An 18991-nucleotide genomic window follows, 5' to 3' on the forward strand; every position below is an offset into this window, starting at 1 on the left:
CACCCATGGTCGTCGCCACCCCCACGTCGGTCGAAAGTCTCTGCATCAACAGCATCCGCTTCCTTGCGGTCGACGCGATCAACAAGTCCAACTCGGGCCACCCCGGCCTGCCCATGGGCTGCGCGCCGATGGCCTTCGCCCTGTGGGACAAGGTGCTGAAGCACAACCCCCGGAATCCGAAATGGTTCAACCGGGATCGCTTCGTGCTGTCGGCCGGCCACGGCTGCATGCTGCTGTACGCGCTGCTGCACCTCACCGGCTACGACTCAGTGAGCCTCGACGACATCAAGCAGTTTCGCCAATGGGGCTCCAAGACTCCGGGCCACCCTGAAACCTTCGAGACCCCCGGGGTTGAAGTCACCACCGGACCCCTGGGTCAGGGCATTTCCAATGCGGTGGGCCTGGCGATCGCCGAAGCTCACATGGCCGCCAAGTTCAACAAGCCCGGCTGCACGCTCGTTGATCACACCACCTACGTGATCATGGGCGATGGCTGCCATCAGGAGGGCGTCAGCAGCGAAGCCGCCTCCCTGGCCGGCCACCTGGGCCTGGGCAAGCTGATTGCTCTCTACGACGACAATCACATCACCATCGACGGCAACACTGCGGTGTCGTTCACCGAGGATGTGCTGAAGCGCTATGAAGCGTATGGCTGGCATGTGATTCATGTGCCCGACGGCAACACGGATGTGGCCGCCATCGCCAGGGCCATCGAAGAGGCCAAGGCGGTCACCGACAAGCCGTCGATGATCAAGGTGACCACCACGATCGGCTACGGCTCTCCCAACAAGGCCAACACCGCCGGGGTTCACGGCGCAGCCCTCGGCGCCGACGAGGCCGAGCTGACCCGCAAGGCTCTTGACTGGAGCTACGGCGCTTTCGAAGTGCCTCAGGAGGCCTACGACCACTGGCGCCAGGCGATCAGCCGCGGTGAAGCCGCCGAAGCCAAGTGGACCGCCAACCTGAGCGCCTATCGCAGCCAGTACCCGGCTGAAGCCGCCGAGTTCGAGCGGATGCTGCGCGGTGAACTGCCCCAGGGCTGGGACGCCAAGCTGCCCGCCTACGCCGCGACGGACAAGGGTCTGGCCACCCGGCAGCACTCCTACAACTGCCTCAACGCCATCGGCCCTGCCCTGCCCGAGCTGATCGGCGGTTCCGCCGACCTGACCCACTCCAACCTCACCGACATCAAGGGTGAGGCCAGCTTTCAGAAGGGCGGAGAAGCTAATCGCTACCTCCACTTCGGTGTGCGCGAGCACGCCATGGCTGCGATCCTCAATGGCATCGCCTATCACGGCAGTGGCCTGATCCCCTATGGCGGCACCTTCCTGGTGTTTGCGGGGTACATGGTGGGCGCCATGCGCCTTTCGGCCCTCAGTGAACTGGGTGTGATCTACGTGCTGACCCACGATTCGATCGGCCTCGGCGAAGACGGCCCCACCCACCAGCCCGTGGAGACCCTGGCCAGCCTGCGCTCGATCCCCAACCTGCTGGTGATCCGCCCTGGTGATGGCAATGAAACCAGCGGCGCTTATCAGGTGGCGGTGACCAACCGCAAGCGCCCCACCGTGCTGGCCCTCAGCCGGCAGGCCATGGCCAACCAGGCCAACTCCAGCGCCGCCGCTGTGGCTAGGGGTGGATACATCCTGGAAGACAGCAACGGCACCCCCGAGCTGATCCTGATCGGCTCCGGCACCGAGCTTGAGCTCTGCACCAAGGCCGCTGCCCAGCTGCGCGCCGACGGCAAGAACGTGCGCGTTGTGTCGATGCCCTGCGTGGAACTGTTTGAGGAGCAGGACGCCGCCTATCGCGACAGCGTGCTGCCGGCGGCCGTGCGCAAGCGTCTGGTTGTGGAAGCCTCCAGCTCCTTCGGCTGGCACAAAGTCGTGGGCCTCGATGGCGACACTGTCTCGATCGACCGCTTCGGTGCCTCGGCTCCTGGTCCTGTGTGTCTGGAGAAGTTCGGTTTCACCGTGGACAACGTGGTGGCCAAGGCCAAGGCTCTGGGCTGATCCGTTGAGAAGCACATACTGAGACGCCACCCTGTCCCAGAGCAGGCCCTGCCAGACATGCGGGGCTTGTTCTGGGCAAATTATTCATCAATATTGCATGCTAGCCTCTTTATATCTTCGCAAGAGATGCTTTTGTGTAGGCTTGATTGCGATTGAAGTTTATGGTCAAAGCTGCACACTGTCTCAAGCTCTTGCGCGTTCAGCGCGGGTTTCTACCGGGTATTGAGCCTTATTCTCTATGGATTAAGTGGGAGCTGGCAAGGTACTTTAAGATAGGAATGAACAGGCTGGCAACAGTAAAGGATCTGTGTCTGTCCACACTTCAGATCACGAGCTCTGAATACGAAAATAGCCTTCGCAATATTTCTGTCGAAACTTGCGATCCAGCCGGAAGAGTATTCCTGGCAATAGCTGACGCAACCCAGCGGAACATAGGCCTGCCCTCAAGGGCTATTCCAAGGGGCCGAGCGCTTCGAGGTGTCGATTCCTATTTGCTAATACTTCCCGCAAGTGAATACACGTGGAGGCCAGCCTTGGAATTGTTGCGATTATGCACTATTTTATCTTTGAACCAGGAGGATCGCCAGGAAACAGCTCAAATCCCTGCAAGATTGTTCAAATGCAAAAAAGATATGCAGGAGAGCCTCCCGCAAGGAGTCAACTCCTTGCGCTTGCTTGCGGCAGCTCAAGCGATGAACATTCCGACAAAACGAATCACCGGCAGATTGCACAGATATGGATGGGGCTTCACTTCAATTCTTATGGATAGTTCTGTAACGCAATTTGACAGCGCCATCGGCTGCAATGCCTCGAAAGACAAGCTCTTTACAAAAAATATTCTCCGTGACGCTGGCCTGCCAGTCGTTGAGGGCGAAGTGGCCAGATCAGTGGACCATGCCTGGCAACTCGCGAGTCAGTTTGGTTTGCCTGTTGTCCTCAAGCCCCGAAATGCTGATGGGGGCCTGGAAGTCCACGTGAGGTTATCCAGTGAGGAAGAAGTCAGAGAAGCCGCTAATGCGATTTTTGCGCGCAGTCATCAAGTCTTGGTTGAAAGATACTATTCAAGTCGTGACTATCGGGTTCATGTTCATCAAGGCTCAATATTCAGAGTGGTTGAGCGTCGCCCTGGATTTGTCAGGGGTGATGGTAAAAGTACCATTCTTGAGCTCTTAAGTCTTAAGAATCTCGAGATTGCGAAAGTCGTTGGCAGTCAGGGTGGACAACGCATGCCGATTGAGCTTGATCTGGAGGCCAAGCGGATGTTGGCCTATCAGGGGCTCACCCCGGCGAGCATCCCAACTGATGGGGATACTGTTTATCTTCGTGGGGCTGCAAACATCTCCCGCGGAGGTGAGATTGTTCCTGCTCTTGACAGTGCTCATCCCGATAATCTCCGCCTCGCAATTCGAGCAGCAGAGGCCTTACATCTTGACCTTGCGGGTGTAGATCTTCTGCTCCCTGATATCAGTGAATCATGGTTGCAGACAGGTGGCATCATCTGCGAGGTGAATGCTCAGCCTCAAATAGCAACTGGACACGATGTACTCCTAAATAAATTACTCGGAGGGGATGGACGTATCCCCATTGATGTTGTGCTAGGACTTGAGAGTGTGTTGCCTTTGAAGGACAGCCTTGACCGACGTCGCCGGCAGGGCGATTCTGGTGGTATTGGCTTGGTGGGCCAGGATGGCGTCTTCCTTGATGATGAGTGCTTGAGTGGGCCGCCTGAGGATCAGTTTCTGGCAACATCTATGCTGCTTGGCTGCCAGCATCTACGACATCTAATCTTGGCGCCTTGGCATGACTCTTTGGCCGTGGATGGGTTGCCCATTGATCGCTTCGACAAACTCATTGTTTGCACGAGTGCTGACAATCTATGCAATGGGCAGAGCCAATCCCTCCAACCGGAAGGGAAGCTGTGGTCAACGCTGAAGCAGATGTGCCATTCCTGTCATCGCACTGATACACTTGAAGCCCTGCTTGAATATTTTGTAAATGGTGGCCGAGAATAGGAAGATGATAGAAACTAGCTCAGCAGCCAAGCAATTCTATCCGAATGACTTGGAGCCGTATCAGTCGGCTTATCTGCATGGCGGTAAAGCTAAGGAGCAATGGTGTATTCAGCAAGTGAGCATTGATGGCGAGATCCTTCAAGCCATGGTGGATATTCTCAATCCTTTCTCCTCGTCAACAGATCCAGGAGGCTTTCATCTTTCAGTGTTCAGTTCGCAGGAGTTCTGCGCAGAGCTCAGTCTTTTCTGGTTGTTCAAAAAACTTGAATTGCCTTGCAAGGCCCAGGAAGCATGGATGCGCGAGTGCAGATGCTCTCTACGCAGGCCGATCCGCTCACGGCAGAACATCCGTGTCGACATGAAGTGCAAGTCGTTTCGGGTTATCGGTGGCATGGCCTATATCCATGCACGATTTACGGTTCGCGATTCTGGCGACGGTCTCTTCTTGTTGGAGCAGCGAGGAGGATTCCGTTGTTAGAATTCAATCTAGGCTTGGAAAGCAACATGCAGAGATCCTGGTCTTCGCACTCTCTATTGAGTGCTTTGGTGAATGACCCATATGCTGTGTATGCAGAGATGAGAAGGCTTGACCAGCCGCTCTTTATCCCCCATCATCCTGGTGAGGCTAATCGAGCTCAAGGGAAATGGCTGCTCAGTACTTATGCTCAAGCTCAGGCGGTGCTTGCGGATACTGTTCACTTCAGCAAACGCAGTGCAGATGCAAAGGATGAGGAAGCTGAGGCAGGATTTGATGACAGCATGTTGTTTCAGGATGATCCTGATCACAAGCGATTGCGCCATTTGGTCGAGGGCTTCTTCCGAAGGAAACCCGTTTCTGCCTATGCAGAAGTTGTGAGGTGTAGCTCCATTGAGCTGCTAGAGGTTATGGAACTCAATTCCGTGATCGATCTTGTTCCAGCTTATGCGGAGCTGCTGCCTCTCTCTGTTATTGCTCGTCTCATTGGGCTGCCACAGGAAGAAATACCACTCCTTCGAGACCTTTCGCGTAGGATTACAGCCGCCTCTGATGATCTTGCCGTCAACGATAGTTCACTCGCGGCCAAAGCTTTGGCTTTCCGCCAACTTCAGCAATTGTTTCAAGCGGGGCTCAAGGGCGCATGGCGACCGCGTGAGGATTCCTTGCTAGAGGCATTGCTAGATGCTCAAGAGGCTCATCTTCTTGCTGGCAACGAGGCAGCTGCGATGTTGATGCTGCTGATGTTTGCTGGGCATGAAACCACAATTGCTTTAATTGGTAGTTGTCTGAACTTATTGTTGAGCAATCCAGATCAACTTGGCTTGCTCCATGCCAACCCTGGTCTTATCAAGGGAGCAGTTGATGAGACTCTGCGTTTTGAAGCTCCCCTTCAGCGCTCGACCTTCCGCATGGCTATCGATGAGGTAGCCATCGGAGCGCATCGCTTCGTATCCGGTGATCAAGTCTCGGTCATCCTTGGCTCCGCAAATCGAGACGAAAAGATATTCACTGATGCCGACACATTCCAGATTGATCGATTCCCTAATCCGCATCTTGCGTTTGGTCGCGGCAGCTACCATTGTCTTGGGAGACATCTTGCTGTCATGGAAGCCGAGGTTGCTGTGCAGGCTTTTCTCCAGCACTTCCCTAGAGCTCGCATTTCAGGGGAAGTTGTCTGGTCCCGGAATAGCTTTATCCGATCTCTGCAGTCCTTGCCTGTGCTGGTTGGTGCGTGAGCTGTGAATCCGTCTGTTTTTAATAGTCAGAGACTGACTCGCTTTGTGATGGAGTCGTTGCAAGAGCGCGGATGGGCATTGGTGCCTGCTCCCCATGGGGGCATTACTGGACTTCGAAAACTTTCGGAACAGCTTTCCCTTGAGGTGCTTCCCAGTATCGGCAGGCAAGTTTATCAGGCTCCCTTTCCAGGGGGCACTCTGCATCATGCTCCCTGCGGGCAAAAGGAAGTGCTTGGACATTCTGAGCGTGCATATCGTCCAATTCTGCCCATGCCTGATCTCTGTATCTTTGCTGCACTCCGATCCATACCAGTCCACCTTGGTGGCCAACTCACATTGGTTGATGGAGAAAGCATGCTTTGGCATTTGCCGAGCAGCCTGGAGATGCGACTGCGACGTGAGGGAGTTGTCTACGAGATGGAGTGGGGAAAGGAGCGTTGGCAATCTGAATTCGGGCTTGATCATCGAGATGATCTTGAGATGTTATTGAGCACTTGCCCTCAACTGTCCTATCAATGGAAAGGGGAAATTCTGAGTCTTCTTTGGCGTCAATCCCCGCTGCGTCGCTCCTGGTCTTCAGGCCGTGAAGCTTTTGCCAATGGCATGCTCGCCCATCTTGCATCATTACCGGCTGGTGTCGATAATGCTGGCAAAATCTATTGCCATGCAAGCAATGGCATTTCCTGGGGTGGGGGAGGGCCATTTGCTGATAGAGAATTGGTGGAGATCATCAAGGCGCATCAGCGATGCATGCATATCTTGACTCTGGCCCCTAAAGAAATGGTTGTGATTGACAATACAAGGGTCATGCATGGTCGAAAAGCTTCCGCTGTTGCTGTAGGCGATGAACTGGTTTGTAGATTTGGCAGGCTGACCAAGCCAGCTCCAGCTGAACGATCAAGATGGTGCTGAGGTTTTGAATCTTTCGCGACCTTGTTCCCTCGCAGTCCTTGGGCTGGGCAACCCCTTCTGCCTGACATCTTGACACCCCGCCGTTGGGCTGAATTGAGTACCACCCTGATCGCGCATCGCAGCCAGTACCCGGCTGAAGCCGGCGAGTTCGAGCGGACGCTACGCGCTGAACTACTCCAGGCCTGGGACGTCAATCTGTCGACTGACACCGCGGCGGACAAGCATCTGCCACTCAGCAGCACTCCTGCAACGGCCCCAACGGGTATCGCGCCTGCCCTGAGCTGATCGACGGTTCCACCACATGCGGTGATCCCAGCAGACTGGAACCCTCAGCCCAGAAGGCATGCTCTCCTCCCTTAAGCGGTTTCGCAGCCACTCGGCCCCCTGGATCACCCTGGGGATCGGTTGTGCCGTCGTTGCGGCATTTGGGCTTGGACTGTCGCAGTGTGCCGCGCAAACTGGTGGCTCTGCTCAAACTGCCGCTTCCGGTGCCGCCCGCCCGGCCACCCTGTTGAGTCCGGATCCAGAGGGCTTGCCCGTGGAGCCGGTGACGCTGACCCCGGTGGTGCAAGGGCTGGAGCACCCCTGGGGCATGGACTGGCTGCCCAACGGCGATCTGCTGATCACCGAGCGGCCGGGACGCCTGCGGATCGTTCGGGCGGGGACGCTTGATCCTGTTCCGGTGGCTGGTGTGGCCCCGGTCGCCGCGGATGTGGTGGCCGAGCAGCTGTTCGCCTCAAGCCAGGGGGGGCTGCTCGACGTCGCGGTGCATCCCGGCTTCGCCGACAACGGTTGGGTGTATTTCAGCTATGCCCATGGCGATCAGCAGGCCAACGGCACCAGGGTCGCCCGGGCTCGCTTCGATGGACGGACCCTGCGAGGCTGGCAGGTGATCTTTGAGGTGAACCGGACCAAGGCCGGTGGCCAGCACTTCGGATCCCGTCTCGTGTGGTTGCCCGATGACACCCTGCTGGTGTCGATCGGTGATGGCGGCAATCCTCCGGTGAGCCTGGACGGCGCCTGGATCCGCCTTCAGGCCCAGAATCCGGCCAGTCACCTGGGTAAGGTGATCCGCCTCCGCGAGGACGGCTCCATTCCTCCAGACAACCCCTTCGTAGGCCGTAAGGGAGCCAATGCGGCGGTGTGGAGTCTCGGCCACCGCAACATCCAGGGCATGACCTATGACGCGGTGCGCCGCAGCGTGTGGGCCACGGAGCACGGTTCGCGCGGCGGGGATGAACTCAACCTGCTGAGCCCCGGCATCAACTATGGATGGCCGATCGTGTCCCATAGCAGGGAATACGACAGTGGTCGTTCCGTGGCACCCACCAGCTCTTCGCCGGGATTCGCCGATCCGCGTCGGGTGTGGATGGCCACCATCGCTCCATCCGGCCTGGCCGTGATGCAGGGAGATCGGGTTCCCCAGTGGCGCGGCAACCTCTTCGCGGGTGGTCTGGTGGCCCGAAGCGTGCGCCGGTTGCAGTTGAATGAATCAGGCGATGTGATCGCTGAATCGATCATTCCCATCGGCGAGCGGGTGCGTGATGTGCGTCAGGGCCCCGATGGTGATCTCTATGTGCTCACCGATGCTCCGCAGGGCCGGCTGTTGCGGTTACGCCCCGCTGGGACGTAGCCCTGCGGCAGGGCGAGTGGCAGGAGTTACTCGTGCTGGCTCAACACGGCAACCTGAGGCGGTGGGCCAGGGGGGCTTGCACCATGCGTCTGGCCGCCGCCGTTGGGTCGGCCTGGCCCCGGCGACAGGAGAGGATGAGAACCCGAAGCACACAGCCGATGATCCGCTCCCGCGCCGCCGTGGCCTGGGCCCAAGGCCAGCCCCTGGAGGTCACCGAAGTGGACGTGGCTTCGCCTCGGGAGTGTGAGGTCTTGCTGCGGGTGGTGGCCTCGGGCGTGTGCCACACCGATGCCTACACCCTTTCAGGCGCTGATCCCGAGGGCCTGTTCCCTGCGATCCTGGGCCATGAAGGTGGCGCGATCGTGGAGGAGGTGGGCGCTGGGGTGACCTCGGTGGCGGTGGGCGATCACGTGATTCCGCTTTACACGCCGGAATGTCGACGATGCAAATTCTGTCTCTCCGGCAAGACCAACCTCTGCCAGGCGATTCGCACCACACAGGGCCAGGGATTGATGCCCGACGGCAGCAGCCGCTTCTCGAAGCAGGGGCGGATGATTCATCATTATATGGGTACTTCTACGTTCTCCGAATACACCGTACTTCCGGAGATCGCTGTGGCGAAAATCAGCAAGCAGGCACCGCTCGACAAGGTTTGTCTGCTTGGCTGCGGGGTGACAACTGGCATCGGTGCTGTGCTCAACACGGCCAAGGTGGAGCCCGGCAGCACGGTGGCCGTGTTCGGTCTGGGTGGTATCGGCCTGGCGGTGGTGATCGGCGCGGTGATGGCCAAGGCCTCGCGGATCATCGGCATTGATCTGAACCCGGAGAAGTTCACGATTGCCCAACAACTTGGCGCCACTGAATGCCTCAACCCGCATGATTACGCTGCCCCGATTCAGCAGGTGCTGATCGACCGCACTGATGGGGGTGTGGATTATTCCTTCGAGTGCATCGGCAACGTCGATGTGATGCGTGCCGCCCTGGAGTCCTGTCACAAGGGCTGGGGTGAATCCACGATCATCGGGGTGGCGGGTGCCGGCCAGGAGATCAGCACCCGTCCCTTCCAGCTTGTGACCGGCCGGGTCTGGCGTGGCTCGGCCTTTGGTGGTGTACGAGGCCGCACCGAGTTGCCTGGTTACGTGGAACGATTCCAGAAGGGAGAGATCCCCCTCGATACGTTCATCACCCACACGATGGGGCTGGATGAGATCAACCGCGCTTTCGAGCTGATGCATGCGGGCCAGAGCATCCGCTCGGTGATTCACTTCTGATCGGCTGCACCATGACGTCACACCGGCGATTGCCTCTCCAAGGGTATTCACCCGAAGGGTCATCGTTCTGGCAGGCGAATGATGGGTCCTCTTCAGGCAGGCAAATCCATTGCAGGGTAAATTGAATGATGTGAAAAATCCTAATGCTGATGATTCTTCGGCAAGACAGCCGAGGCGGAGACAAGGGGATCGATTGAAAGTGGGATCTCACGGAATTGCTGTCGACAGATTCGACGCCTGATCCGGTGAATCGATGGATGGCCATCTAGCCGACAACCAACTGAACACCCATCCATGCCTCTTCCAGCTGCTGCGAGCCATCCCGCAGGGACTCGAAAGTCCTTCAATAGTCTCGCCAAGGCGCTGGCAGGCTTGGCGGGCATGGCCACCTTTCTATTTCTTCTGGCGAACTTCTACGCGGCATCTCAAATTCCCAAATGTCCGCATATACCAACGCTCGTCAACTGCACCAATAAGGCGTATCCGGTTCTTGGTGGCGCCGATGTCGTTTCCTTTTTCAGCCGTGCGGATGGCACTCCTCCCGCGCGGGGCAAGCCGGCCTATAGGCACGTGCATCTTGGCTATACATACTATTTTCATAACAGCGAAAACATGAGGCGTTTCGCTGAGTCGCCAAGCCGGTTCATCCCCAGGAATGGCGGTTTCTGCTCCTGGGGAATCTCCAATGAATTTGAGCCGGAGTTTGTATGGGCACGTGACTGCCTGGGTCCAGCCGTAAGCCTGAACGCATGGATCATTCGCAATGATCGCCTTTACCTGTTTCTTGCCGACACGCCAGAAGAGAAGTTCGAGAAAAACCTTTCAGAGAACGAGAAGAAAGGTGATCGGCGCTATCTCGCATGGTTTCCTGAGCAGGGATTCAAAATGAACACGACATGTGTCTTCGAAGACCACAGGCGTCTGGATATAGAGATTCCGCCTTAAAGTTATCTCTTGTTGGCCGCGCTACGGTTGGCGGTGGGTCGTCTTGGGTGGCCCCGGCTGTCTTCCGAGGGGTTGATGCAGTGGCTTCAATTCAGCATGTCCGCACCCGGCTCTGCATCCTGATCAAGCATCCATCCGTTCTTGGAACATCTTTCCAGAACAGATAAGATAGGCCGAATCACTGCGGGTCCCCTGGGATGCTCACCCTGCTCTCCGAGAGTCGCAGCTTCGGTGGTCTCCATCGCCGCTACCGGCACCGCTCCCGGCAGCTGGCCTGCGAGATGGTGTTCGGTGTGTTTCTGCCCCCCCAGGCCCTCGCCGGCGGGTCTGTTCCGGCCCTTCACTGGCTGTCGGGCCTCACCTGTACCGATGAGAACTTCGGCCAGAAGGCCGGTGCCCAGCGGCTGGCGGCGGAACTGGGCCTGGCCCTGGTGTTGCCCGATACCAGCCCGCGCGGGCAAGAGGTGCCGGGCGATCCGGATGGCGGCTGGGATTTCGGCCATGGCGCCGGCTTTTACGTGGACTCCTGCGCCGAGCCCTGGCGTCGCCACTACCGCATGCACAGCTATGTGGTCGAGGAGCTGCCGGCCCTGGTCGAGGCGGAGCTGCCGATTCGCTCCGATCGGCGCGGCATCGCCGGTCATTCGATGGGGGGCCATGGGGCCCTGGTGTCCGGCCTGCGCCACCCGGGTCGCTACGCCTCCGTGTCGGCCTTCGCACCGATCGCCCATCCCAGCTTGTGCCCCTGGGGCCGCAAGGCGTTCGATCACCTGCTCGGTCCCGATCCTCTGAGCTGGGCTGCCTGGGATGCCTGTGGCCTGCTGGAGGGCGGCGCCACCCTGCGGGGACCCGACGGAGATCTCCTGTCGCTGTTGGTGGATCAGGGCACGGCCGATCCCTTCCTGGCCGAGCAGCTGCGGCCCCACGACCTCGAAACCGCCTGCAGGGCTGCGGGCCAGCCGCTGGAGCTGCGCCTCCAGCAAGGCTACGACCACAGCTATTTCTTCATCGCCAGCTTCATCGACGACCATCTGCGACACCACGCCCGCGCGTTGATCGGCTGAAGCTTCAGCTGCTCAGCTGCTCAGCTGCTGAGCTGCTCGCACCTCGCCCGCGCCCGCCGTGGCGGCACACGCCATACATTTCCCTCATGGCTTTCTCCGCACCCCCCACCGAATCCTTCGACGTGATCGTGGTGGGCGGTGGCCATGCCGGCTGCGAGGCGGCGATCACGGCGGCGCGGCTGGGGCTGTCCACGGCGCTGTTCAGCCTCAACCTCGATCGGATCGCCTGGCAGCCCTGCAACCCGGCGGTGGGCGGGCCCGCCAAGAGCCAGCTGGTGCACGAGGTCGATGCCCTCGGCGGCGTGATCGGTCGCCTGGCCGATGCCACGGCCCTGCAGAAACGGGTGCTCAATGCCAGCCGCGGTCCGGCGGTGTGGGCCCTGCGCGCCCAGACCGACAAGCGCCAGTACGCCCGCCAGATGCTGCAGCTGTTGCAGCACACCCCCAACCTGCACCTGCGCGAGGCGATGGTCACGGGGCTGGAGGTGGAGCTGGAGAGTGGTGAGCCCCTGCCGCCAGCCGCTTCCCAGGGCAGTGGCCCGATCAGCGGCCCCATTGGCCGCATCCTGGGGGTGCGCACCTATTTCGGCAGCACCTACGAAGCCGGTGCCGTGGTGCTCACCACCGGCACCTTTCTGGGGGGCCAGATCTGGGTGGGAAATCAGTCGATGCCGGCCGGTCGCGCCGGCGAGCAGGCCGCCGAGGGGCTCACCGAAGCCCTGCAGGCCCTCGGATTCCGCACCGATCGCCTCAAGACCGGCACCCCGGCCCGGGTCGATCGCCGCAGCGTGGCCCTCGATCAGCTGGAGGAGCAGCCGAGCGATGCCCACGACCGCTTCTTCTCCTTCGATCCGGCCAGCTGGGTGAGCGGCGAGCCGATGAGCTGCCACCTCACCCGCACCACGGCTGCCACCCATCAGCTGATCCGCGACAACCTTCACCTCACCCCCATCTACGGCGGCTTCCTCGACAGCGCCGGCCCGCGTTACTGCCCCTCGATCGAGGACAAGATCGTGCGCTTCGCCGATAAGGACAGCCACCAGATCTTTCTGGAGCCGGAGGGACGCGACACCCCGGAGCTCTACATCCAGGGCTTCTCCACCGGGCTTCCCGAGCGTCTGCAGCTGCAGCTGCTGCGCACCCTGCCGGGGCTGGAGCAGTGCGTGATGCTGCGGCCCGCCTACGCCGTCGACTACGACTACCTCCCGGCCACGCAGTTGAAGCCTTCGCTGGAGACCAAGCGGATCGCGGGGCTGTTCAGCGCCGGCCAGCTCAACGGCACCACCGGCTATGAGGAGGCCGCGGCCCAGGGCCTGGTGGCTGGCCTCAATGCGGCTCGGCGGCTGCGCGGCCAGGCGCCCGTGCAGGTCCCCCGCCAAGGCAGTTACATCGGCACCCTGATCGACGACCTGGTGACCAAGGATCTGCGCGAGCCCTACCGGGTGCTCACCAGCCGCAGTGAATACCGCCTGATGCTGCGCGGCGACAACGCCGATCGCCGCCTCACTCCCCTGGGCCGCGAGCTGGGCCTGATCGATGACCGCCGCTGGGCGATCTATGAGCGCAAGCAGGAGGCGATCGCGGCCGAGAAACGCCGGCTCGAAACCGTGCGTCTTAAGGGGAGCGATCCTGCGGCCGCGGCGGTGGAGGCCGAAACCGGCGCGCCGATCAAGGGATCGATCCTGCTGGCCGATCTGCTGCGCCGCCCCGGATTCCATGCCACTGCCCTGGTGCGCCATGGGCTGGCCGATCCGGAGCTGCCGGCCGTGGTGCGGGAAGCCGCCGAGATCGACATCAAGTACAGCGGCTATCTGGCCCGCCAGCAGCAGCAGATCGACCAGGTGCAACGGCAGGAGCATCGCCCGATCCCCGCCGACCTGGACTACGCCGCCATCGCCACCCTCTCCAGGGAGGCTCGCGAGAAGCTGGCGGCGATCCAGCCCCTCAGCCTCGGGCAGGCGGCCCGTATTCCGGGAGTGAGTCCGGCGGATGTGACCGCGTTGCTGCTCTGGCTGGAGCTGCGAAAGCGTCGTGAGGCGGCCGCAGCACCGTCCCCTTCGACCTCGTCAACCCTGGACAAGGTCGGTACGTTGAGGCGCTCTTCCTGAGACGCACGCGTGTCGCCCCGTCGAGGCATTCCCACCTCCCGGGCCTACTGGGAGCTCAAGGCCGATCAACTCCTCAACCGGGTCTTCGATCCGGCCCCCACGATCGAGGTGGAGTTGTGCGACACGCCTGTGGCCGGCTCGCTGTTCAGCGCCGCCGGGGTGTCTGCGGCGGCGACCCCGATGCCTGCAGAACAGGCCGTCGCCCCTGCGATGCAGGCTGTGGAAGCCGGACTGCAGACTGCAACATCTCCAGGCTCTGTCCCGGCGCCGATGGCTGTTGCCGAACCCATGGCGGCAGCCACAGCGCCGGCGGCGGCTGCCGCCCCGATGGCTGGAGCCCCGCCAGAGCCCCCGGATGCCCCTTTGCCGCACCATCAGCTGGTCGCTGATCCCCTGGTCGCGAGCGGTCGGCGTGGCATGGTGCCGAATGCAGTCCAGATCACCCGGATTCCCTGGCACCGCCGGCTCGGCGAGTGGGTCAGTGAGCGTCCCGGCCTGGCGCTCGCTGGTTTTGGTGGCACCTGCCTGGCCATGGGAGCCAGCTCGTTGCTCCTGCTCAGCCACTGGAACGCCACCCAGCAGGCCCTGCGTCAAGAGAGAAATCTGCTGCTGGTGGAGCGGCTGCGGGCACTGGGCCCTGCCGCCACAACCACGCCGGCCGGCAACACCGACCCTGCCGAAGGCAAGCGTGGCGCTCCCCCCGAGGAGGGAGTCAGTGCATCGCTGCCGCCGCCGCCGCCCGATGAGCCCTGGATGGAGGAGCTGGCCACGTTGCCCCAGGGCGGTGCCCCCACGGCCGCGCCCCTGAGGGTGCCCGTGAGTTCCTCGATCGCCACACCTGCCCCGGCCTCCAGCGGAGGCGGTGGGGGCTCTGCTCAGGCTTCAAGCGCCAGTGCAGATGGCTCTGAGGGAGGCGGCGGCGGTGGCGATGCTCCTCAGCTCGTGGGTGTGGTGCAGATCCCCGGCCGGGGAGGTTCGGCCATCTTCCAGATGGGCGGCACCTCCACCACGGCCGGAGTGGGCGAGTCGATCGGTGGCAGTGGCTGGCGACTACGCTCAGCCACCGGTGACAGCGCCGTGATCGAGCGTGGTGGCCAGCAACGCCGCATCAGCATCAGCAGCGGTTTCTGAGGCCAGGGTTCCGCCATCCCGGTTGGATCCTCAGTTCCTTGTTCGGCGCGGTCGATCGAAGCCTCTGCCTAGGGTGAATCTCCGGGCCTGAGGCTGTGCATGACTGGGTCCGCTCCGTTGCTGCCCTCGCCTCGGATTCTCTGGCAGGCCCCGTATCAGGATGTGGTGGAGGCAACGGCGGGCCTGGATGCCGCCGCCACCCAGCCGCTCACCGGGCCCTGGAAGTTGCTGTTGCTCGGCGATGGCAGCCCGACCCGCCATCTGCAGTTGCTTACGGGTACGCCCGTGCAGGTGGAGCTGATTGCCATGGCAGCTGAGCCCGAACAGCCAGCTGGCGCCCATCCCCCGGCTGAGGTGGCTGAACTGGCCCCTCCCCTGTTGCGCCGCCAGGTGTGGCTGCGTTGCGGCGCCCATACCCTGGCCTGGGCCGAGAGCTGGTGGAATCAGGCGGAGGCGGAAGCCCATCTCCAGGATCGGCGCCTGCCCATCTGGCGCAGCCTCACCACTAACCGTGCGGAGCTGTTCCGGGAGGTGGATGGCCTGGCCCGTGTGGAGGCTCCCTGGCTGGAGCGGGGCTTCGGGGTGGCGGGACCGTTCTGGAGCCGCCATTACCGCTTCTTTCGCGGTGGTCAGGAACTGACTGTGATCCGCGAAGTGTTCTCTCCCTTGCTGGAGCACTGGCTAGGGCCCGCTGGTACCCCGGCCGTTGGATCCTCCGCAGCGATACCCAGCCATGCCTCGGTTGCCCCCAGGCTGGCCCACAGCCTCTAACGGCGGCCGCTTCTGATGTCGATCGACCTGATGTCCATTGGCACCCTTCTGAACAACGCTTTATGAAGTTGGTAACGCGTTGTCACTGTTTGTTGTTGACAGATTGACGACCTTCGTGGCGGCCGGAGCATGTGGACGTCTGAATCGATGCCGCCATGGCCAACTCTCACTCCCGGCGCACTGGCCCGCCCTCTCCCGGCCCGGCTGTGGAATGGCTGAGCCTCACCGACCTCGGTCGCCTTTATGGCGTTTCGGCCGTGCAGACGGGGCGCATCCTGGTGGCGGCTGGCCTGCGGGAGCGCAGCGGCGAGCCGACCGCGGAGGCCTTGCGACTCGGCCTGGCCGTGATGGGGCCGCCTCGCCACCACCACCACAGCGCCCTCTGGAGCCGCCAGGGTTGTGCCTCGGTGCTGGAGGGTGATGGTCTGATGCCCATGGCCCAGCGCTCCCTGGTTTCGCTCTGGGCCGACCTGCTCAGCGCCCTCCAACTGGGAGCGCCTGGAATCAGCACCTCGGCCGAGGAGATGGCCAGCGAGTTGCCCCAGGAGCTGGTGCGGCCCGTGAACCTGGCCCTGGGTCAGCTCGGCTCCAGCTTTCGGGTCCAGCCACCGAAACGCAGCGGCATGGCTCAGCCCAAAGGTGGCCGGCGCGAGAGCCTCAGGTAGCGGGGAAGGCCTTTCCAGACCCCTGTTTCCAGACCCCTGGCATGATCCTGCCCACGCCAGGGCCAGGGGTGCCGCGAAACTCAGGCCAGCCGCAGGGCCTGGGCCTGCTTGCTCGCCTTGTCAAGCAGCTCGCGCAGATGGTCTTCGTCGGTGTGGCTGAGGTTGGTGCGCAGCAGCTTGGCGTGGGGGGCGTGGGTGCGCAGCCGCTCGATCACCCGATCCGGCGTGGCCTCCCGCACCAGCAGGCACAGGGCGGCACTGCCCTTGGGCAGGGTTTCGCCCAGCTCGCGCATGAAGGCGTCGTTGATGCCCAGATCCGACAGGGACCCGGAGGCGGCGCCCACCCCGGCACCCACGGCGGCGCCGAGCAGGGGATTGAGGAAGAGCAGGCCCACCAGGGTGCCCCAGAAGCCGCCGCCCAGGGCACCGGCGGCGGCCAGGTTGATCGCCTGGCGCAGGTGCACCTGGCCCTCAGCGTCGTGCTCCACCACCACGGCATCCTCCAGGGAAATCAGCTGCTCCCGCTGGATGTCCACCAGCTCCCGGCGGACCTGCTCGGCCTCCTCGACCTTCGGGAAGCTCACCACCACCAGACTGCTCATGATCTCTGCGCCAATGCAGGTTCAGGCTAAGCAGGGGGATGGGTGACGCTGCCCAGCTCTAGGGCCGGCGACGGCTGGATCGGGGCAGGGGCCGCCCGCCCGCTTCCCGCTCGATGGGCGTCGTGGGCGCCGTTGGAGTCGTGCCGGGGCTGGGACGCTGCCAGCGGGTCAGGCTGAAGTCGGCCTGATCAGGCCACTCTTCCGGGGTGTCTGGTTCGCTCCTGGGCGGCCTGGTTTCGGCTGGCCTGGCCTGGTCTGAACGGGAGTCGACCGGCTGCGAGGCGCGTGGGCCGGAGCTGGCGATCCGCGGGTTGGTGCCGGCGGATCCACCAGCCCGTTGGCGCCGGGAGATGGCTTCGAGGGGGCGCCGACCACCGGTGCCCTGTCCAGCACGGGACGCTCCCCGGTTGGAACGTCCAACCCCGGACGGTTCGGTGGTGAACGGTTCGGCGTTGAACGATCCGCCGCTGGATGCTCCGGAGCCGGAACGCCAACGGGTCGAGCGCTCGTCAGGAAATCGCCCATCACCGGACCCGTCATCACGGGAGCGCGTCACCGGCGGCTCGGGTTCAGGCCGGCGGGGGGTCGGGTCGTTCTGCTGCCAGGGTTCGCGCCAGTCGTCGTCGTTGTCATCGAGCAGCCAGTCGAGCTTGTCGCCCATCCAGCGGCCCAGGTCGTCGAGGCGTGGCCGTGAACCGGCTCGGGGGGTGGCTCCACGCCCTGACGGACGCGAGCCAGGGCGAGCCCCGGACACCCCATCCACCAGTTGCCGTCCCGCGCTCACCCAACGATCCAGCCGCTGCTCCAGCGGGTCATCGCCGCGCCGCCCACTGCCCGGCCGGGAGTTCCAACGGGGTTCGTCGCTCATCGGGCCACCTGCTCGGTTCAGCCTATCGACGCCGCCCCGCCAGCCACCGCTCCCGGCGCAGGCCCACCAGCGCGATGGTGAGACCGCCGAACTGCAGGGCCCAGAGAAAGCTGTCCATGGCGCGACCCTAGAGGCCTTGCCGAGCGGCCCCGACAGGCTCCTGGGCCGGCCTGAACACCAGCACGCAGCTGGCGTGCCAGAGCCCGTTGTGCCAGCGCTCGCAGCACTGGCGGCAGGCCAGGTTGCGGCGGCGGCGCTGGTAGCGGGCCTGCAGGCCGCAGCGGGGACAGTGGGCGATCCAGCGGGTCGCGGTGGTGGGGACCGGGAAGCTGTGGCGCAGGCTCACCACGAAGTCGTGCTGGCGGGCGTTGATCGATGCCATGCGGGCGCGGAAGTGGGGGCCATGCACTTCCCGCAGGTCGAGGATCCGGTCCACCCAGGCGTGGATCATCTCGTGGCAGAGCGTGCTCAGGGTGGCCTGGCGCGGCAGCGGTTCCAGCAGCGGGCGCGACAGCACGATCTCGCAGAGGTCGCTGCCATCGGCGCGGCGGCCACGGCGGTAGAGGCCGGCGGTACGCGACAGGCGGCCATCGCTCCAGCGCAGGGTCACCAGCGGCTGCCCGCCGGGCGCCAGGCTGCCGTCGAAATGCTCCCGGTCGAGGCGGTGGAACAGGGGCAGCAGGGGCTCCAGGGTCATGGGGTTGGTGGTCCCGCGGCGACAGTCTGACCGGCCCGTCCGTCAGACTCCGGTGCTCTGAACTGCAGCCGCGCGCACATGGACTGGGGATTGGCCCGCACGATCGGTAGCAAGGCCCTGCTGGCCGGAGCCGGCGCCCTGCTTCTGTACTGGACCATCAGTGCCGTGCGGCTGGTGATCAGCGCCAGGGGGATCAACCCGCTGATCAAGCAGTTCTTCACCCAGGTGGCCAGCGGCCAGGTGGATGGGGCCTACCTGCTCACCACCAAGAACTACCGCTCCCACGTGAACCGCCAGCAGTTCATCCGCTTTCTGGCCGGCCTGCAGCTCAACAAGTACCGCAACCTCAAGAGCGGCCGCCCCCGCATTCAGGACGGCCAGGTCATCCTCACGGTGAAGCTGAAATCGGAAGGCAACGAGGAACTGCCGCTCGACTTCACCTTCGCCAAGGTCGACGAGGCCTGGCGGGTGGACCGCATCCAGCGGCTGGCCGCGGCCTGATCGCCGCGGCGTGATCGCCAGCGCAGGATGGCCGCCGTGAGCACGACGGACCCGAGGGGCGGCGCCCCCAACGGCGGTGGCGGCCC

Annotated in this window: 18 protein-coding genes; 15 read left to right on the forward strand and 3 right to left on the reverse strand. The window is 62.8% G+C overall.

The window, feature by feature from the left end; all coding sequences use genetic code 11:
- The first annotated feature begins 5 nt into the window (after positions 1 to 5).
- The 14 genes from tkt to VB716_RS00200 all read left to right on the forward strand — a co-directional run bounded on the left by tkt (position 6) and on the right by VB716_RS00200 (position 16237).
- Positions 6 to 2012, forward strand: coding sequence for a transketolase (tkt, locus tag VB716_RS00135; RefSeq protein WP_197171149.1), 2007 nt, complete (start codon positions 6 to 8; stop codon positions 2010 to 2012).
- A gap of 533 nt (positions 2013 to 2545) precedes the next feature.
- On the forward strand, positions 2546 to 4024 hold the full coding sequence (locus VB716_RS00140) for an acetate--CoA ligase family protein (RefSeq protein WP_323269396.1): 1479 nt from the start codon (positions 2546 to 2548) through the stop codon (positions 4022 to 4024).
- Positions 4008 to 4502, forward strand: a complete 495-nt coding sequence (locus tag VB716_RS00145; RefSeq protein ID WP_197158106.1) for a hypothetical protein — start codon at positions 4008 to 4010, stop codon at positions 4500 to 4502. The genes VB716_RS00140 and VB716_RS00145 overlap by 17 nt, the downstream gene beginning before the upstream one ends.
- A 68-nt stretch (positions 4503 to 4570) precedes the next feature.
- Complete coding sequence (locus tag VB716_RS00150) at positions 4571 to 5737, forward strand: cytochrome P450 (RefSeq protein WP_323246665.1); 1167 nt, start codon at positions 4571 to 4573, stop codon at positions 5735 to 5737.
- A gap of 3 nt (positions 5738 to 5740) precedes the next feature.
- A complete protein-coding gene (locus tag VB716_RS00155; protein ID WP_323269398.1) occupies positions 5741 to 6649 on the forward strand; it encodes a TauD/TfdA family dioxygenase in 909 nt (302 codons plus the stop codon).
- 93 nt (positions 6650 to 6742) lie between these two features.
- Positions 6743 to 6934, forward strand: a complete 192-nt coding sequence (locus VB716_RS00160; RefSeq protein WP_323269399.1) for a hypothetical protein — start codon at positions 6743 to 6745, stop codon at positions 6932 to 6934.
- Between the two features lie 109 nt (positions 6935 to 7043).
- Complete coding sequence (locus tag VB716_RS00165) at positions 7044 to 8282, forward strand: PQQ-dependent sugar dehydrogenase (RefSeq protein ID WP_416238062.1); 1239 nt, start codon at positions 7044 to 7046, stop codon at positions 8280 to 8282.
- 158 nt (positions 8283 to 8440) lie between these two features.
- Entirely contained in the window at positions 8441 to 9553 is a 1113-nt protein-coding gene (locus VB716_RS00170) for an S-(hydroxymethyl)glutathione dehydrogenase/class III alcohol dehydrogenase (protein WP_416238061.1), read from the forward strand.
- 294 nt (positions 9554 to 9847) lie between these two features.
- Positions 9848 to 10498: a hypothetical protein gene (locus VB716_RS00175; RefSeq protein WP_197158114.1), complete on the forward strand. Its 651-nt coding sequence runs from the start codon at positions 9848 to 9850 to the stop codon at positions 10496 to 10498.
- Positions 10499 to 10695: 197 nt separating this feature from the next.
- Entirely contained in the window at positions 10696 to 11562 is an 867-nt protein-coding gene (gene fghA / locus VB716_RS00180; RefSeq protein WP_323269402.1) for an S-formylglutathione hydrolase, read from the forward strand.
- An 86-nt stretch (positions 11563 to 11648) separates the two neighbouring features.
- A complete protein-coding gene (gene mnmG / locus VB716_RS00185; RefSeq protein WP_197158118.1) occupies positions 11649 to 13670 on the forward strand; it encodes a tRNA uridine-5-carboxymethylaminomethyl(34) synthesis enzyme MnmG in 2022 nt (673 codons plus the stop codon).
- Positions 13671 to 13679: 9 nt separating this feature from the next.
- Positions 13680 to 14801: a hypothetical protein gene (locus VB716_RS00190; RefSeq protein WP_323269403.1), complete on the forward strand. Its 1122-nt coding sequence runs from the start codon at positions 13680 to 13682 to the stop codon at positions 14799 to 14801.
- Positions 14802 to 14900: 99 nt separating this feature from the next.
- Positions 14901 to 15572, forward strand: a complete 672-nt coding sequence (locus VB716_RS00195) for a chorismate lyase (protein ID WP_323246679.1) — start codon at positions 14901 to 14903, stop codon at positions 15570 to 15572.
- 155 nt (positions 15573 to 15727) lie between these two features.
- Positions 15728 to 16237, forward strand: coding sequence for a hypothetical protein (locus VB716_RS00200; protein ID WP_197158123.1), 510 nt, complete (start codon positions 15728 to 15730; stop codon positions 16235 to 16237).
- A gap of 80 nt (positions 16238 to 16317) precedes the next feature.
- Here the strand turns inward: VB716_RS00200 and VB716_RS00205 are convergent, their stop codons facing one another.
- The 3 genes from VB716_RS00205 to VB716_RS00215 form a co-directional block, all read right to left on the reverse strand.
- Positions 16318 to 16839 (reverse strand): DUF1269 domain-containing protein, encoded by a 522-nt coding sequence (locus VB716_RS00205; RefSeq protein ID WP_197158125.1) that lies wholly within the window; start codon positions 16837 to 16839, stop codon positions 16318 to 16320.
- Positions 16840 to 16897: 58 nt separating this feature from the next.
- Complete coding sequence (locus tag VB716_RS00210) at positions 16898 to 17707, reverse strand: hypothetical protein (protein ID WP_323246682.1); 810 nt, start codon at positions 17705 to 17707, stop codon at positions 16898 to 16900.
- 127 nt (positions 17708 to 17834) lie between these two features.
- On the reverse strand, positions 17835 to 18404 hold the full coding sequence (locus VB716_RS00215) for a SprT family zinc-dependent metalloprotease (RefSeq protein WP_197158129.1): 570 nt from the start codon (positions 18402 to 18404) through the stop codon (positions 17835 to 17837).
- A 78-nt stretch (positions 18405 to 18482) separates the two neighbouring features.
- On the opposite strand from VB716_RS00215, the gene VB716_RS00220 reads away from it, so the two are divergent.
- Entirely contained in the window at positions 18483 to 18905 is a 423-nt protein-coding gene (locus VB716_RS00220; protein ID WP_197158131.1) for a hypothetical protein, read from the forward strand.
- Positions 18906 to 18991 lie beyond the last annotated feature (86 nt).

Source organism: Synechococcus sp. CCY9201 (assembly GCF_034931105.1).
Classification (GTDB): Bacteria; Cyanobacteriota; Cyanobacteriia; order PCC-6307; family Cyanobiaceae; genus CBW1002.